10 protein-coding genes are annotated in these 16,055 nt (G+C 43.1%); 3 read left to right on the top strand and 7 right to left on the bottom strand.

Features of this window, described 5'->3' with window-relative positions; translation table 11 throughout:
• Positions 1-95: 95 nt before the first annotated feature.
• A complete protein-coding gene (locus IPM47_03535) occupies positions 96-2,165 on the bottom strand; it encodes a PKD domain-containing protein (GenBank protein ID QQS30038.1) in 2,070 nt (689 codons plus the stop codon).
• 14 nt (positions 2,166-2,179) lie between these two features.
• Positions 2,180-7,033, bottom strand: a complete 4,854-nt coding sequence (locus IPM47_03530) for a T9SS type A sorting domain-containing protein (GenBank protein ID QQS30037.1) — start codon at positions 7,031-7,033, stop codon at positions 2,180-2,182.
• A gap of 681 nt (positions 7,034-7,714) precedes the next feature.
• Here IPM47_03530 and IPM47_03525 point away from each other — a divergent pair.
• On the top strand, positions 7,715-8,047 hold the full coding sequence (locus tag IPM47_03525) for a hypothetical protein (GenBank protein ID QQS30036.1): 333 nt from the start codon (positions 7,715-7,717) through the stop codon (positions 8,045-8,047).
• A complete protein-coding gene (locus IPM47_03520) occupies positions 8,023-8,247 on the top strand; it encodes a hypothetical protein (GenBank protein QQS30035.1) in 225 nt (74 codons plus the stop codon). The genes IPM47_03525 and IPM47_03520 overlap by 25 nt, the downstream gene beginning before the upstream one ends.
• 138 nt (positions 8,248-8,385) lie before the next feature.
• Here the strand turns inward: IPM47_03520 and IPM47_03515 are convergent, their stop codons facing one another.
• Both IPM47_03515 and IPM47_03510 read right to left on the bottom strand, forming a co-directional pair.
• Positions 8,386-9,363, bottom strand: coding sequence for a nucleotidyl transferase AbiEii/AbiGii toxin family protein (locus tag IPM47_03515; GenBank protein ID QQS30034.1), 978 nt, complete (start codon positions 9,361-9,363; stop codon positions 8,386-8,388).
• The gene (locus tag IPM47_03510; GenBank protein ID QQS30033.1) at positions 9,360-10,082 is read right to left on the bottom strand and encodes a hypothetical protein; all 723 of its coding nucleotides are present in this window, start codon (positions 10,080-10,082) and stop codon (positions 9,360-9,362) included. The genes IPM47_03515 and IPM47_03510 overlap by 4 nt, the downstream gene beginning before the upstream one ends.
• Positions 10,083-10,441: 359 nt before the next feature.
• Here IPM47_03510 and IPM47_03505 point away from each other — a divergent pair, with 359 nt between their 5' ends.
• Positions 10,442-10,963 carry a hypothetical protein gene (locus IPM47_03505; protein ID QQS30032.1) on the top strand — a complete coding sequence of 174 codons (522 nt, stop codon included), beginning with the start codon at positions 10,442-10,444 and terminating at the stop codon, positions 10,961-10,963.
• Positions 10,964-11,114: 151 nt separating this feature from the next.
• On the opposite strand, the gene IPM47_03500 is transcribed toward IPM47_03505, so the two are convergent.
• The 3 genes from IPM47_03500 to IPM47_03490 form a co-directional block, all read right to left on the bottom strand.
• Complete coding sequence (locus IPM47_03500; GenBank protein QQS30031.1) at positions 11,115-13,193, bottom strand: PKD domain-containing protein; 2,079 nt, start codon at positions 13,191-13,193, stop codon at positions 11,115-11,117.
• An 81-nt stretch (positions 13,194-13,274) separates the two neighbouring features.
• The gene (locus IPM47_03495) at positions 13,275-13,748 is read right to left on the bottom strand and encodes a T9SS type A sorting domain-containing protein (GenBank protein ID QQS30030.1); all 474 of its coding nucleotides are present in this window, start codon (positions 13,746-13,748) and stop codon (positions 13,275-13,277) included.
• A 147-nt stretch (positions 13,749-13,895) separates the two neighbouring features.
• Entirely contained in the window at positions 13,896-16,007 is a 2,112-nt protein-coding gene (locus IPM47_03490; GenBank protein ID QQS30029.1) for a PKD domain-containing protein, read from the bottom strand.
• Between the last annotated feature and the right edge of the window lie 48 nt (positions 16,008-16,055).

Below are 16,055 nucleotides of genomic sequence, written 5' to 3'. Positions count from 1 at the left end.
TTTTCACTTTTCACTTTTCACTTTTCACTTTTCACTTTTCACTTTTCACTTTTCACTTTTAGTTTTTCACTTTTCACTATCTAACCACCGCCACCTTACCCCGCCAAAACAGCACCGCCATCCTCAACCACATAAACATACAACCCCTCCGGCAGATGCGCCACCGAAACGGTTTTATGGGTTTCGCCTGCGGCGAGAGTAGTTTGCAGGACGGTCTGACCGGTGAGATTGTAGAAACTTACCCCTAAATCCACTGTCACCCCTAAATCCCCTAAAGGGGACTTTGAAACCCGTTCAAAGGTCAGGGTGTTTTGGGCGGGATTGGGGTAAACCTGCAAAGAACCCACCCCAAACCCCTCCGAGGAGGGGATTTCAGAAATGCCTACCGTTTGCACGACCACCTCCTGCGTGTAAACCGAAGTATCGGCACAAACAACCACCGTCAGGGTAACGGTGTAGCTGCCGTTTTCGGCGTAGGTGTGGTGGGGATGGGTTTCGTAGGAGGGGAAGCTGCCGTCGCCGAAATCCCAGATGCTGATGCCCGTTTGGTCAAAATGGGCGTTTTGGCTCGTGTTGGCAAAAAACACCGTGCCTCCGAAATCTTCGGCAACAAACGATGCCTGCGCCCCCGGACTGTAATTGCCCGCACATACGTATTGCGTGTAGGTGGCGGTGTCGTTGCACACTATGGCGGTGAGGGTAACGCCGTAGATGCCCGGTGTCTGATAGGTATGGGAGGGAAGGCTGCCTCCGCAGGGTTCATATCCTTGACCGCAAACAAAGGGAGGAGTGCCGTCGCCCCAGCTCCAGCGATAAAATCCCCCGTCTATGCTGTCGGGATAGACGTATTGACTTTGATTGATGAAAGTGATGACATTGGGCGGCGAACCTGCAAGGACAGTATGCGAAAACAACGCTTCCGGCTTGGTGAGCAATCCCATGCAGTTGAGGCGCACCAACCAGGCATCTGCCCTGCCGGGAGGTAAATTGCTCTCGGTTCTGCCGCATAGCACGTACCCGCTTTTGCCGCTGTAGTCGTGGTTTTGGACGATGGCATCGTAAAAATAATCGTTTTTATTGCCCCCGTAAGTCCGCTTCCAAAGCGTATTGCCGCCTTTATCTAATTTCACAATTTCGCCACGCATGGAACCTGAAGTTTGAGGCAAAACCCCAAAACCACCTACAACCATACAACTATCTGCTAACTCTATAATTCCACAAGGGGCACCATTATAAAAATGTTCCTCACTATGCCATTGAACGGTTAAATCCGCATTTAATTTAAAAATTTCACCATAATACTGAATATAAGGTGATTTATGACCCGTAAAAACCACCCCCCCGTCTTGAGTAATTTTTATATAACCTGCAAAGTCTTGCGAATCCCATAAACCTGCGCCGATGTCGTAAATCTGGTGCCATTGCCAGTTACCGAGCGAGTCTATTTTGATTAGAGAAATATCTCCATCAAATCCACCGTTGTTTATTGTGGCCAACAGATAAGCTCCTCCATCCGGTGTGGCGGTTATGTCTTGTATCCAGCTTAATGTAAATGGCGTATATAAATTGCTGTAAGTAGTATCCATTAGTACGTCTCCTGATATTGGATCAAGTTTAGTCAAATATAAATGAAAACCACTCTGACTGGGTTTTAGTATCCATCCGCCCGTCAAAATCTGGTTATCATTGGTCAAGCTTGCGCAATAAGTTTGGTTTGCCAATGCTTCACTTGAAATGGTGTTTTCAACACCTAAATTTTCGTTTAAAAATAAAAACCAACTAAACCCTTCTCCGGTGTTTAGGTTTTTTGCCGAGTTGACAAAAAAAAAGTTATTGCCTCCATATTTTAAGATGTCTCGGGCATTGCTTTCAATATATGTTCCAACATAATCGGTTCTGTTCCAATTATTTCCATCCATATCTACTTTTAAGTTGCACGAAACCCATAAATTTGTTGACATGTTTACAAAGTCGCTGCCCAATATGTACAGGGAATCATTCTGTATGATTTTTTTTGCCTGTTGAACGTTCACCCAAGAATATTGTTTTGAGAAATAAGGCTGCGCCAGTGTCGATAAAACAAAAAAAATGAAAAAAATTGTAAATGTCAAGAAACGCATACGTCGAATATTTAAAATGCCGCACATCTTATTGTTGCGCGGCATTTATGGTTTAAAAATCATTTAAAAATTACAAACTTGTCAGAAACAACAGGAACTCCGTTGATGCTGACCGTATAAAAATACAGCCCGGCTGTATATTTATGCACATCTATCAAATGTTTTCCGCTATCAATTAAAACAGTGGTAGCTAATAGCTGCCCTATCGGGCTATACAGCGAGAAAACGGCTGTGTCGTCTTTCTGCAAATTATAATTGATTGTTGCAGTATGATTAGTAGGGTTGGGGTAAAGTTTTGATATTCTTTCAGTCGCATTTTTAAAAGCCGTTTGCCACTCACCACCACCTTCAGGCAATTCAGGCAGGTTTACCGGAAACTCTATTCCCTTGGCAGCATATAAAACAGACTGGGCTTTATAGCCGGTTTTGGTATCGCTTTGAGCTATTTCCATCAGTTGTTCCACTTCGGTGGCAGTGATGTCGAATATGGTGCGATTGTCACTGCGTAGGTCTAACAACAGTTGGTTAAACTCTTTAAAACGGGCATTTTCAGTGTCGTTGGCATTGATTTGATTGAGCATGTTTTGCGCCTTAGTCAAACTGTCGTTTTCGATATAATAAGGAATGAGCTTTCGTTGGGCGACAAGTCGATTTTGATACTGCCTTGCCAAATCCATGGCCTCGTTAAAACTGCTGTCGGCAAGCAGGAGCAAAAAGTCCAACGACAGTTGTTCATCTGATGGTTCTTCTCCACCACCTGTCAGAAACTGCCATCCCTCATATTGACTGACTTCCGAATAAGGGGTGAAGCCTTTTTCTATACAAAACTCCTCTAAGTTGGCCATACAATTTGTCGGAATATAGTCTCCTATAGAAGAGTTATCGGTATCTGTTCGCGAAGTTGCATTAACATCATGGTAGTCTAAATCTTCCGCTTCAAAGCCGCCGGTGATGGGGCCCGCTAATTTAATATCGGACACGCCTGTACCGGCCGCGGGAATAAAGGTATTGGCGGCCGGTGATTGAACTGTTGGATCACAATGACCTTGTTGCGGAAGAATGCCATTAGATGTACCATAAGGACGGATGTCCAACCCGTACACCTGATAATCGAGCAGATGGTTGCAGAATAGTTTTACGTGGCTGTTGTCGCCTTCCGAAATAATCGAAACTACAGAGTTGTTCACCAGATTGCCAGCTATAAGGCTGCCACTTGTTTCACTCTGATTAGCAATGATACCAATATGAGAGCGGTGCAGAAAGTTGTTGAGTGCCAATATGTTCGAGCCTCTGAAATAAAATCCGGCTGTTGTTTGTCCGCCATAAAAATCAATACTGTTGCCGTTTTCGTTGGAAATATTTCCGATTACTTCGCAAATTTCGCCACCGTCTGTCTGCACGGTGAGCCTGCAGTTTGTAAATTCGTTGTTTAATATATCGCATCCCGTATTATTTGGGCTGTTATAGATACGGGAAGAAACGCCGATGATATTTTCAATAAAAAAATTGTCGTTTACTTTCACATAGTCGGCTTCGTTTGCCCTTACGCCGTATTTGTGTTGCGATACAGAGGAGTTTTCTACTACTAACCGGCCAATCCAAAGGCCACTTACACCTACTTCCGGACCGATAGATAAGGTATCGAAGGGGTACCATAGAGCTCCGTCATGGGCATATTGATTGTTGGAAAAATAATAGTGCGCGTCTTTGTTCCAACTGACATTGGTATCCTGAAAACAGTTATTCATTGTTGAGTTGTGGATGTTTAATCTTCCGCCTCCTGTACTTTTGGCAATGCCGGAGAACAAAGACGGTAAGGCTATTGAGGATATATTTATATAGGGATTATCAGGAGGGTCAGTGTTTGCTATTTCGTTGTTGTTGAGCAAAGACAGGTTCATATTGGCAGCGCCGATTATTGCATTGCTGATTTTAGATCCTGTGGCATTAAGCGTACCTGCGTTTGATCCTGTTGGAACAACATCTATACCGGGACCTTCGACCTGAATGCCTGTCCACATCGTATCGCAAACGCCGTCAATAATGGTTTTTTCGAGGTTTAGGATTGCGCGGGGCTTCACAAGTATGCGTTTGTCGGGGGCAAAAAACAGGTTCATATCTTTGATGGTCAGTTGAATGTTGGTAGGGATAACCAAGTCCACGTTAAAAGACAAATCGGGCGAACTGCCGGTAATTGCAGTAAACGGGTGTGAACCCGGTTGCCAGACCTGCGTTGAAGATGGAGAGTAGCTCAACCGGGAAGTGTCGTACTCATTTAGTGAATAGACATTTGGTGATGAGGGAGTTACGGTGAAGAACTCGAGCATGTCCAAACAGTAAACGGGTGGTAGTTCGCAATCATAGACGGTCAAGACGATTTCTAATCCTTCGCTGTTGTTATCGGTACATATCAACTCGTTGGAATCGGCATCAAAATTGATGAGTTGAGAAGTAATAACCACCTCCTCCCCGTTGGTAAAAGAGTTCCCAATTTGCAAACTAAGTGTAACGGTATCGCAGGGAATGGAATCGGTCAGCGTAACAAAAGCCGTTCCGGTATAATCAAAATCGCTATAGCCGGGTACCACGGTCAATCCGGGTATGTCGCCAATATTGGTTTGCATGATGACATTAACAGTATCGCCCGCTCCAAGACTGTCGAGGCAGAGGATATAGGGTATATCCACTATAGTGCCCATGCAAATACTATCCATGTCGTAAGCTTCTAAAGTTACCTTTTTCATGCAGTCTAAGGTGGCTTCGAGGTTATCGATGTAAAGTGCTTGGATGTAAATATTCCCATTTTCAAAATTTCCAACAGAGTTGTTTCCGGTAAGAAGCAAAGTAGTAATGTCAAAACCTGTATTGTTTGTCCATGTGAAGGTATAAAATGGTGTTTGAGTGAAATCAAGTGTGTCGAGTGTCGGATTGATAATTGCGCTAATCGGTGAACTTGTAACAATGGGGTCTTGAAGAACTATACCGCAAGAATCGGGGGTAATATTGAACACATTAACAGGTGGAGTACAAATGGTAGCGGTGGGCGTTATGCAATTTATGCTTTCATAAGGGAAAGCGGGGCAAGGATAATCCGTAAGGGCGGTAATTAACAATGTGGGGGCAGCAGTAGTAACGGTATCGGATATGGTTTTTTGAAACACAAAAGCATTAAAACTAACAGTTACAGTACATCCATCAGGAATGGGTTGTGAAAGGGGAATACTTGCAGATTCCTTATGACAGCCTGGGCAGTCAATCCAACCTATACCCAAAACATTGTTATCTCCTCCGGTTACTTTTATGTCAGGTGTGTTGCCAGCCGGTGTCAAATCAGAAAAAACATAAGAGGCAACACCAAGCTGATTGTAATAATTTGATGAGTTAAGATTATTATCAGGATAAGTTAGGAACCCCTCAAAATCACCAAAGCAGATGATATTGCAATCGGGGTTGAAACATTCTGTTTCGACAGGAGAATTGTTAACATAAACAGTAACCTGTTCGGTCTGACAATAACTGCCACATTCACCCGTTCCGCTTATGGTATAGCAAAATGTAAAAATGCCGGTTGACTGTGCCTGTAAAAATATGCCTATACTGTCTGTGTTAAATGCCAAATCGCCTAAATACAAACAAGTTGTGTCCAATTCAAAATTATAGTTTATAGGCAAAACATCGTTGGAAAAAATACCTCCTGTTCCGGTAAAAGGAATAAATAGGGTGTCTGTGATACTTAGATAAATTTGATAGGTTTCCGGATTGGTAAATATCTCACAGGTTTGTTCGCAATCTTCTTCATCGGGCATGTTGTTGATATGATAGCCTAATGCACAGAGTATTTTCATCTCTGCATCAGAAACTATTCTTCTTATTTCGCCGGCAAAAATGCCCGGATGCATCACATATTTTACTGTATCGGTTATACCTAAAGAATCTTTACATCTGTTATCCAAATGCGATAATTTATTCAATAAAACGGTATAACCTCCGGTAAAGTCTGTGTAGTCGTCGTTATTTATCGGAGCTAAAATATTAGCTGCATCATCCCGAAAAGCCAATTTTAAATCACAACCAAATTCTAAACTATCCGGCATGACACTGAAATAAATGGTGTCGAGCTGATGATAGCTACAACAATCGGTCAATCCGGTATGCTCCAATAAATAGTTGCCGGAAGGAACAGAATAAATAAATCTGTCCCACCGGCTATAAAAATCATCCAAAGCGCTACCGTCTAAGTCAATTTGTGAAGCAATGCCTAAAATATGTAAGGCTTCGTGCAAAGCAACAGAATAGAGGTCGTAATGTAATGAGTCTATACCCATATTTATTTGCAAAGTATCGTCGTCAGCAATAGTATGCCAATTTGAGGTTTGGTGTATTTCCATCAAGCCCAAATACCCATCCGGATTTGACATTGAATATATATTGTTTAGCTGTTGAATGATACGACTGTCGGCCATGCCGCATCCGGCTTCCCAAATAGGAGAGCCTGTTCCTAATGCACCTCCATCTAATGAAGTTTTATCAATCAAAATTTTTATGGTTGACATTGCAGGATTTGCTATTGTATCTGACAAATCTTTAAACACCCTGCAAATTGTTTCTTCCTCATCGCTCGTCCAACTGCCTGTAAAAGTCAGGTCAAAATATCCGCTGTCGCACATATCTAAGTAAGCGCCGGAACCATCGCCGGGATAAGGAAAATCGTCATCGGTATATTCATTACCGAAACGATCAAAGTATTTAGCGGTTTGCCCACCTCCGAGGGGCTGTTTGACAATCACCCCGCAAAAGTCAAGCTCAACCGGTGGTTGAGCCATTAACACATTACCCCCCCCCCCACATATAAAGAGAAAGAGATACGAACAATACCAAAGTTCTAATGAAACCGTTCTTTTTAAAATTCTCATGTTGCATCATGGTTTTTTAATTTTAAATGAATAAATGGAAGGATGGTTTTTAGTTGAAAATTGTCCCCATTGTTTTAATTCCCTTATAGCGTGCGACAATTTACAAAATAGCATCATTACTTGTAATGAAAAAAACAGAAATAAAAACGGGTTTCTTGAAAATTTCAGCGATTTTCAGTTGTTTTGAAGTGGGTTCAGTGTGAAACTGTATTGACTGTCAAGGAGTTACATAAATTCTTTGTTGTTTGAGAAGTATCGTTTGCAAACATTTTTTTTTCCTGCCACACCCAATCTCTTCAGCAAGTGTTTGATAAAGGGGGATTTGTTTCCAAATCCTCTCAAAATATGGGTTGAAAAGCCTCTCTTGCTAAATGACAAGGCACTCTTGTTAAACGACAAAGCACCCTTGCTGTTTAGCAAGAGCCGTTTGCTGTTTAGCAAGAGCCGTTTGCTGTTTAGCAAAGGCCGCTTTTTAAAGGATACTTTTCAAGGTTGAAATGAGGCGAAGTCTATTGCCTTTTGTCTAAAAACTTTTTTCAAAAAACCCCCCAAACCACGGTTACGAATTTCCGCCCCGATGTACCAACCAACGAAAACCGAAAGAAAGCCAAGAAAATACCAAACCAAAAACAAAATCAAAACATAAAATTTTTAAAAAACAAAAAACCAAACCAAAACACCATGAAAAAGTTAATGAATTTCGCAGCAGTCGCTATCGCCGTTATCGGCAGTTTTTTTGCAACCAACCATGCTAATGCACAAACCATCCTTGCTTCTCCGGCACTTACTCCCGAACAAGTGGTAAACTATGTGGTTCAAAACTACACCGTTGTTCACTTTACCATCGCCTCCAATGAAACGGCCGACAACAAAATCATGCCGGTAAGCACTGGGCAACCGGCGGCATGGCAAAAACCAACGCCGCTTGCAAATCGCTCAAAAGCGCAGCAACGAACCGCTACCACACGCAAGCCAACTACACCGATGATTTGTTCGACCAACAAGATCAGGTAGAATTGACCCTTAAAGGAACAGGATGTGCCGGCGAAGCCACGCTGAAAAGAGGTGCCACCGTGTTTAACATTGAGATTATGGGTGTTATCAAAGGCACTCCCGGAGCAAACGGAAAAGACACCTACCTGCTCTATGGCACTTATGGAAACGGCAGAAGCTTTATCACCATCAGTTTGTGGAACTATGTTCCCGTAGGATAATCAACTCTTAACAAACCCCTTTTTACCAACAGCCCCCGACAGATTTTGTCGGGGGCTGTTTTTGTTTAGTTGAATATGGATTATATATTAGCGTTTGGTTAAAATGGGTTACGCCTTTGTTGGTTGGGGACTCATTTATTATGGTTTTATGTTCCATTCTATTGTTTTCAACCGGTCAGCTATGGTTGTTAGCGTATCCATTATTTCAGTTTCAGCAGGAAGTTCGCCAAATACCAATTCGCTGAAACTACCGGTGTAAACAGTTTTGATTTTATTCCAAGTGTCTGCCGTTTTAGAAAATATGATTGCGGTTGAAGGGTGACCGGCTAACCATTCATTGTTATTTTTGAAACTTACAATATCGTCATTCGCTACTCGTAAAAGCATCGAATCAAATGCTTCTGACTGAAAGAAAGCATTAAGATTGTTGTCTTTCAGCATTAGGTGTAGGTCGTAAGTATGTCTGATTTTATTTCGCAAATCGGTAATAGGGTCTTGTGTTTGAGAGAAGCGAACCAAGCTCATTATTTTTTCGCACAATGTTCTTATCGGGTTCAATACCAACACTTCAAAAGGATTCATTCCAAATTCCTCAATGACTTCTTGAAGCTTGTTTTGCAGCATCATTTCATAGATGAGCGAACTCACTTGCCCTATTTCGAAAGGTTCAAAATGTCCTAACCATGTGGATTCTACAATAATGATATCCCGAACTTGCCTGAAATGCCCTGTAAAAAGCCTTTCGTAACTATGTGCTGTTTTGCGTATCATTCCCACTTTATTGGTTATGCCAACAACTTCTATTTCCGGAAGCACATCCGATACGCATTTTGAAATCTTTTTGATTTTGCCCTTTAGCTGATTGCCTGTTTCACTTTCTTCTCTCAATACAATCAAATCAATATCTTCCGAAAAGCGTTGTATCAGCCCAAAGCATTTTGATAAAGCGGTTCCACCTTTGAAAACAGATTCCTTTCCAATTTCGTTTTTGAAAATATTATATAAGGCATACGTTACCCAATAATCCTTTTCAATGTATATTTCGGGTATGCCTTTTTGTTGCGAAGCAGCAATCACCGCATCCATAAACAGTTCTCTGTTTTCGTGCAACCTCATTTTATATTCCAATTTTTGGCAGTAGATAATATGCTCTCAATTCCGTATTCGTATTCAGAAAGCGGATTTAAACTCTTTTTCAATACCGCCAAGTCGGTTGAAGTGTTTATGCTTTCCAGCAAAGCACCTACAAAACCCCGCACTCTTGGCGGGTAAGCCAAACTGCATTTTATCAATTGCCTTATTTCAGTCAGGGTTAGCTCTTTCAATTTTTTTGAAATGATTTTAATAGCCGAATTTTTATCTAAATCGGGAATTTTATTGAAGTCTTTTAATGCATCCAATATTTCCAACAAGAAAAAATTTTTATCGGTTACGTCCACATAGCTTTTTACAGGTGTTGCTTTCAGGTTGCCTCTTAAAACTGTAATCCTTTTAGCTCGGCTTGCAATTTTAATGCTTTTTGGAACTTGGGTCGTTAAACCCAACCGATTGTATAGTAATATCCCTGTGATGTAGGCAACCCGCTTGCCCTTTTCAAACAAATAGGGCTTTAGCAGTTCTGCCTCGTTAGGTTTCAGTTCACCAAAAACGGTTTCTTTGGGCTTGTAAAACACCCCTGTTGAAACCCGTTTAATAATACCTTTTATAATCAGTCGCTCAATAGCTTTGGCTGCTGCAACATATTCCTGTGGTTCAACTGCCAACTGATCGTATTTAAACGTAGTTCCTTCGGCTAATTTGTTGATATATTTTTGTATTTTTTGTGTAACTGTCATTGCTTTGCAAAGCTAATACAAACTCTTGAGTTGTCAAGTAAACGAAGCATAATACTTGACATACCAAGTTCTTAAACGCACTCGTTCCTGAGCAGGTTTATATAAAGCCGACTTTTGCTGATGCTAACTTGCCGTATTTGAATATAGTACCGACTACTTCCCCTTACAAATCAACCTTAAAACCACCCCCTCAAAAATAATTCAAAAAAACCCCCAAACAACGGTTACGAATTTCCGCCCCGATGTACCAACCAACGAAAACCGAAAGAAAGCCAAGAAAAAACCAAACCAAAAACAAAATCAAAACATAAAATTTTTAAAAAACAAAAAACCAAACCAAAACACCATGAAAAAAGTTAATGAATTTCGCAGCAGTCGCTATCGCCGTTATCGGCAGTTTTTTTGCAACCAACCACGCTAATGCACAAACCATCCTTGCTTCTCCGGCACTTACTCCCGAACAAGTGGTAAACTATGTGGTTCAAAACTACACCGTTGTTCACTTTACCATCGCCTCCAATGAAACGGCCGACAACAAAATCATGCCGGTAAGCACCTGGGCAACAGGCAGCATGGCAAAAACCAACGCCGCTTGCAAATCGCTCAAAAGCGCAGCAACGAACCGCTACCACACGCAAGCCAACTACACCGATGATTTGTTCGACCAACAAGATCAGGTAGAACTGACCCTTAAAGGAACAGGATGTGCCGGCGAAGCCACGCTGAAAAGAGGTGCCACCGTGTTTAACATTGAGATTATGGGTGTTATCAAAGGCACTCCCGGAGCAAACGGAAAAGACACTTACTTGCTCTATGGCACTTACGGAAACGGCAGAAGTTTTATCACCATCAGCTTGTGGAACTACGTACCGGTAGGATAATCAACTCTTAACAAACCCTTTTATCAACAGCCTTCGACAGTTTTTGTCGGGGGCTGTTTTTTTTGGGTTTTGTGTTGAGCATAACAACGAGCATCTTTCCTACTTCGCCACCGTTGTTTAAAGCATCCGATGTTTGTGCACAATAAACGCCCTACCGTACCACCGCCACCTTACCCCGCGCCAAAGCAACACCGCCGTTCTCAACCACATAAACATACAACCCCTCCGGAAGATGCGCCACCGAAATGGTTTTACTCTTTTCTCCCGCCGCAAGGGTGATTTGCAAAACCAACTGACCCGTGAGGTTGTAGAGTTTTACCCCTAATTCCCCCTCTACCCCCCAGCCCCCTGAAGGGGGAGTTAAGCCTTCGGTAAAGGCAAAGGTTAGTGTGTTTTGGGCGGGGTTGGGATAAACCTGCAACATGCTCTGTAATTCCCCTCCTTGGAGGGGTTGGGGTGGGTTTCCTACCGTCTGCATCACTACCTCTTGCGAATAAACAGAAGTATCGGCGCAAACGACGAGGGTGAGGGTAACGGTGTAGCTGCCGTTTTCTTCGTATTCGTGAGTGGGGTGTTCTGCCGATGATGGCGGGCTGCCGTCGCCAAAATCCCAAACATAGTAGCCACCCTGCTCGGTGTAGCTGTTTTGGCTTAGGTTGGTAAATATGATGGTGCCGCCGAAATCCTGGTAACTAAATTCTGCCTGCGGATTGGGAGCGAAGCCGAAACAAACGGATTGGATTTGTGAGGAGGTATCGTTGCAAACGATGGCTTGGAGGGTAACGCCGTAGATGCCCTCTGTCTGGTAGGTGTGGATGAGCGTATCTTGGGTGCAGGGGACGTAGCCTTGCCCACAGAGGTAGGGCGGGCTGCCATCGCCCCAATCCAATACGTAATACCCGCCGTCTATGCTGTCGGGATAGGCGTATTGGCTTTGGTTGGTGAACAGGAAACGGTTAAGGAAACCGGGGTCTTGGGTTAGGGTAAACTGTGCTTTTGGCACTGTAAGCAAGCCCATGCAGTTGGTTTTGACCAACCATGCATAAGCATACCCCTCGCTTTCCGACAACATACTGTCTTTTCTGCCTGCCATCATGTACCCGCCGTCCAAAGTGGGCGTAAAATCGTAGGCGTAATCGTGGGCATAGCCTCCAAAACTGTTTATGGGATTGCCGTAATGCCGATACCATAACGGGTTACCATTGGTATCGGTCCGCAACAGATACGTTTCTATTTGCGGACCTGTATCACCTATAGTTCCATAACTACCACAGCTTATATAACCGCCGTCACTTAATTGTATTACACCGGAGTTGGATCCCCGCCCCCCCGTCGTAAAATACTGCTTTCCCCAAACAAAATTGCCTGCGCTATCGGTTTTTAGTAAATAGGGACGGAATATTTGATTTCCGGCGAGAGCGCTTGCTCCTCCTATAATAAACCCATTATCGGCAGTTTGCTGAAAACTCAAACCCTGATCCATAGATCCGACATCGTGTACTTTGCTCCACTCGGCATTGCCTGTCGAATCGATTTTCATCAGCAATATATTGCCTTGGTCAATTGGAAAATCATTCCAGTTCATATTAACGCTGCCGGTCAGGTAATAGCCGCCATCGGGGGCTGCCATGACATCTCTGAAAGTGCAATGACTATTGAATATTGGATATATTTTTTGCCACTCTTTGCTGCCGTCAGGGCCTAATTTCACTGCATACAGCGTATAGTCCGGATAGCCCCCGTTGACCAAATATCCGACCGACAAATAGCCTCCGTCGGCAGAACGGGTGATGCGGTAGGACTGTGAATCATATTCTGCATTTTCAAACAGACTGAGGTTTTGTAAATAACCGTCGCCGTTTATAAAATATGCGCAAGCACTTCCGTTGCTGTTTAATATATAATCTTCTGCAAGAGTACCGGCTGTTACATAATGCACATAGTTGCCTTCAATTATATCATATACACCGTTTTCTCCATCCGAATTAAACAAAGTTTGCCATTGTATATTTGCATTTTTGTCAACCTTTGCTGTATAGGCAATAGATTTTAAAGGATCATAAAATGTGAAATTACCAGCAATAATAAATGTTGAATCCGGTAATGCGATTACAGCTTTTATTTCATGTAAATCAGCCCATAAAGGCAGCGTTTTTTCAAAATACTTATTTTGTGCGACGACAACCGTAGCGAAATAAAAGCATAGTATCGATAAAATTGCCTTGTTCATAAGCAAAGAGTTTAAAGATAAACCAAAAGCAACACAGAGCTATCACTTCATAGACAGCCCTGTGTTGCAAGCAAAAAGCAGTTATTTTACAATAACCAATTTGTGGTAGCTTATGGGTTTGCCATCTACTTTAATATGATAAAAGTAAATGCCCTGCGAAAGTCCATGTGTTTGAAAACGCATCAAGCCGTTGCCGGTAAGTTGGCGGGTTTGTAATAATATTCCGGAAAAATCGTAGAGGACAAACTCTGCTTGCCGGTTGTCGGCGAGCCGATATGTCATACAAACCTCATCGGAGGCAGGGTTGGGATAAACTGTAACTGATGACACATTGCTGTTGCCTTTATTTTTAAAATGTACATTCCAGTTTCCTATATTTTCGGCTATCATAGGAGGCAGTTGGGGCAGGGTAACTATTATTTCTTCACCGAATGCTGTATATAGAATTACTCGCGCATCCATTGCAGCAAGGGTGTTAGTCGCTGCAATTTCTCTTACCAATGCTTCTTCTTCTGAGGTGATATCGAGGTAAGTCCGGTTGCTTTGAGAATCCATAATTTTTTACAATTTGGTTCGTACAAATATAGTTGTTTTGATAATTGCCTGTATAAGCCAAACCTCATGGTTTTGCTAAAACCATGAGGTTTTAAACACCCTGCCTTTCAGGTTTTTCACTTTTCACTTTTAGTTTTTCACTTTTCACTATCTCACCACCGCCACCTTACCCCGCGCCAAAACAACACTGCCATCCTCAACCACATAAACATACACCCCCTCCGGAAGATGCGCCACCGAAACGGTTTTGTTTGTTTCTCCTGCGGCAAGAGTAGTTTGAAGCACCGTCTGACCGGTGAGGGAGAGGAGTTTTACCCCTAAATCCCCTGTTACCCCCCAGCCCCCTGAAGGGGGAGTAAAGCCGTTGTTCACCCCTAAATCCCCTGAAGGGGACTTTGAAACCCATTGAAAGGTTAAGGTATTTTGGGTTGGGTTGGGATAAACCTGCAACATGCTCTGTAATTCCCCTCCTTGGAGGGGTTGGGGTGGGTTTCCTACCGTTTGCACAACAACATCCTGCGAATACATCGAAGTATCTCCGCAAACGACGAGGGTGAGGGTAACGGTGTAGCTGCCGTTTTCTTCGTATTCGTGGGTGGGGTGTTCTGCCGAAACCGGCGGGCTGCCGTCGCCAAAATCCCAAACATAGTAGCCGCCTTGGGCAAGGTAGCTGTTTTGGCTGAGGTTGGTAAAGATGATAGCACCGCCGAAATCCTGGTAACTAAATTCTGCCTGCGGATTGGGAGCGAAGCCGAAACAAACGGATTGGATTTGTGTGGAGGTGTCGTTGCAAACGATGGTATGCAGGGTAACGCCGTAGATGCCCTCCGTCTGGTAGGTGTGGATGAGCGTATCCTGAGTACAGGGGGCGTAGCCTTGCCCGCAGAGGTAGGGCGGGCTGCCATCGCCCCAGTTCAAAACATAGTAGCCGCCGTCTATGCTGTCGGGGTAGGCGTATTGGCTTTGGTTGGTGAACAGGAAACGGTTAAGGAAATCGGGGTCTTGGGTTAGGGTAAACTGTGCTTTTGGCACTGTAAGCAAGCCCATGCAGTTGGTTTTGACCAACCATGCATAAGCATACCCCTCGCTTTCTGACAACATGCTATCCTTTCTGCCCACTATCATGTAACCGCCGTCTAAAGTGGGGGTCATATCGTATACATAATCATGAGCATTCCCTCCAAAACTGTTTGTTGGATTGCCGTAAATGCGATACCATAATGAATTACCATCTTCATCGGTTCGAACCATAAATGCTTGTAGTTGATGTTCAATACCAAAGTTTGGACCATAGGAGCCAGTAATTAAATATCCTCCTGTTGGCAATACAGCTACATTTACTATTTCCCCTCTGCCACTTTCTATAAAATACTGCTTGCCCCAAACAAAATTGCCTACGCTATCGGTTTTAAGCAGGTAGGGGCGGAATATTTGATTCCCGGCAAGAGCACTTGCGCCTCCTATAATAAACCCACCATCAGCAGTTTGCTTAAAACTCAAGCCCTGATCCATAGATCCGACATTGTGTACTTTGCTCCACTCAACATTGCCTGTCGAATCTATTTTCATCAGCAATATATTGCCTTCGTCAAAGGGAAAATCGTTCCAGTTCATATTAACACTGCCGGTCAGGTAATAGCCGCCATCGGGGGCTGCCATGACATCTCTGAAAGTGCAATGACTATTGAATATTGGATATATTTTTTGCCACTCTTTGCTGCCGTCAGGGCCTAATTTCACTGCATACAGCGTATAGTCCGGATAGCCCCCGTTGACCAAATATCCGACCGACAAATAGCCTCCGTCGGCAGAACGGATGATGCGGTAGGAGCGGGAGTCGGATGTCGTTACACCGTAATTGCTTAAACTTTGTAAATATCCGGCATCATTGACAAAATAACTGCACATGGTATTGATGCTGTTTTCTATGTAGTCTTCTGCAAGGGTGCCGGTCGTTGCGTAATGGTCGAAGTTGCCTTCAATTACATCAAATACAGCATTTTCTCCCGCAGAACTAAACAAAGTTTGCCATAGAATGGCAGCATTTTTGTCAATTTTAGCTATATATGCGGTTGATTTTAATGGACTGTAATATGTGTAATTGCCTGCAATAATAAATGTTGAATCCGATAGGGTAACTACGGACATGACTTCATGTATATCTGCCCATAATGGCAGAACTTTTTCGTAGTATTTGTTTTGGGCAAATAAACCTATGCTGCAAAAAAAACAACACATTTTTAGAAACAGCCTTATCATAATAGTAGTTTTTAAAAATTGAAAGCGGTGCAGCCTTTCCGGAAAACT

The sequence above is a fragment of the Sphingobacteriales bacterium genome (genome assembly GCA_016700115.1).
Classification (GTDB): Bacteria; Bacteroidota; Bacteroidia; order Chitinophagales; family UBA2359; genus UBA2359.
This window is presented reverse-complemented; position numbering and strand designations above follow the sequence as displayed.